We start from the raw sequence: 1,385 nt of genomic DNA, 5'->3' as shown, positions 1-1,385 counted from the left end.
TTCTGCGAGCTGCTGCTGCGCCTGCAGCTCGTCGGCTGCGCGGACGGCAACAGCTTCGATCTACCCCTCACGCAGGGTGAGCTTGGGGACGTGCTCGGGCTCACGAACGTGCATGTGAACCGGGTGCTGCAGGACCTGCGCAAACGGAACTTGATCGTGCTTCGGGGGGGGGACGGCTGGAGATCCTCGATCTCGAGGCGCTCCAGCTCGCGTGTGGCTTCAACCCGAACTACCGGCACCTGACACCGCGCGCGCCGGGCGCGTGAGATCGACGCCCCGTCCGGGCAGGTGGTGGCCGGAAATGATTCTCTCGCTTATCCTATGTTTACCCCTGGCAACGATCCCGGGCACCAGCGGCTGAGAGAGACGTGTGCTCCCGCCTATCGACAGCGGAGCACCGTATGTCGCGTTATTTCTTCGACGTCCACGATCACGAGTTCTCCAGCCACGACGATCATGGCCGGGAGTGCGCCAGCCCGGATCGGGTGCGCGAGATCGCGTTGCAGGTGCTCTGCGACATCGCCCGGGAGCAGCCGCTCAAGCACATGCACAGCCGGCTGGGCGCCATTGTCCGCGACGAGAGCGGCGAGGTGATGCTGACCGCCACCGTCAACCTCGCGACGACCTGGGTCGGAGATGCTTGAGCATCCCGGTGGCAAAAGCCGCTCGGCTCCAGCCTACCGAGATGCTACGCGGCGTCTGAGAGCCGTCTGAGCCGCCCTGCGTTCCAATCGGGCTTGCCCCAGTGGAACGTTCCAAACGGCGCAAAATGCTATGGCAGGAAAACGACGGTTTCCCAAGCACTTCAACCTGTTAGGTTTGCATGTCTGGAAATCAAAACGCCGCGCGATCCGGCCCATTCGCACGGATTGGGCGTTATGGAGCGTCCGCGGTGCCGCGCTGAGCGCGGCGAGGTGTACGAGCATCGAAGCTGAGCATGCCTTCGGATTGACCCGCGACTGATACTCCTCACGCCGCGGCGTTGATCGAGCGCATGCTCGCCACGAGGTCCGAGAAGCGATCGCCCTGAACCACGACATGGTTGCGCAGGGCCTCGGAGGCGCGGGTCTCGTCGCCGGCGACGATCGCCTCGACAATGGCGGTATGCTCGGCCAGCGACTGAGCGAGGCGCTGGCGGGCGCGCAGCTGCAGGCGCCGGAACGGGGCGAGGCGGCGGTGGAGCTGGCGCGCCTGCTCGCACAGGAAGGCGTTGCGGCTAGCGCGGTACACCACCGTGTGGAAGGTGTAGTTCTCCTGGTAATAGGCCTCGGTGTCGCCGGCCTCCGCCGCCGCCGCGCAGGCGGCGAGCGCCTCCTTCAGGGCGGCCTCGTCCTCCGGGACCAGCCGGCGCGCGGCGAGACGCCCGCAGGAGGCCTCGATCTCCG

General features: G+C 66.6%; 3 protein-coding genes. 2 read left to right on the top strand and 1 reads right to left on the bottom strand.

Going from position 1 to position 1,385, the window contains the following annotated elements:
- The coding region (locus WDW90_RS37105) for a helix-turn-helix domain-containing protein (protein WP_336492723.1) at positions 1–243 on the top strand (243 nt) is incomplete at its 5' end.
- Positions 244–401: 158 nt separating this feature from the next.
- Positions 402–644 carry a DUF6894 family protein gene (locus WDW90_RS37100; RefSeq protein WP_336492722.1) on the top strand — a complete coding sequence of 81 codons (243 nt, stop codon included), beginning with the start codon at positions 402–404 and terminating at the stop codon, positions 642–644.
- Between the two features lie 325 nt (positions 645–969).
- Here the strand turns inward: WDW90_RS37100 and WDW90_RS37095 are convergent.
- Positions 970–1,385, bottom strand: a 416-nt coding sequence (locus tag WDW90_RS37095; protein WP_336492721.1) for a GntR family transcriptional regulator, incomplete at its 5' end; no start/stop codon positions are given.

It is taken from the genome of Methylobacterium nigriterrae, assembly GCF_037106235.1.
Lineage (GTDB): Bacteria > Pseudomonadota > Alphaproteobacteria > Rhizobiales > Beijerinckiaceae > Methylobacterium > Methylobacterium nigriterrae.
Note: the sequence above shows the minus strand (reverse complement) of the source record. Positions and strands in the feature narration are given on the sequence as shown.

Coding starts and splice junctions, on each gene's coding strand:
- WDW90_RS37100 (WP_336492722.1), top strand. CDS start 402: ATGTCGCGTTATTTCTTCGACGTCCACGATCACGAGTTCTCCAGCCAC.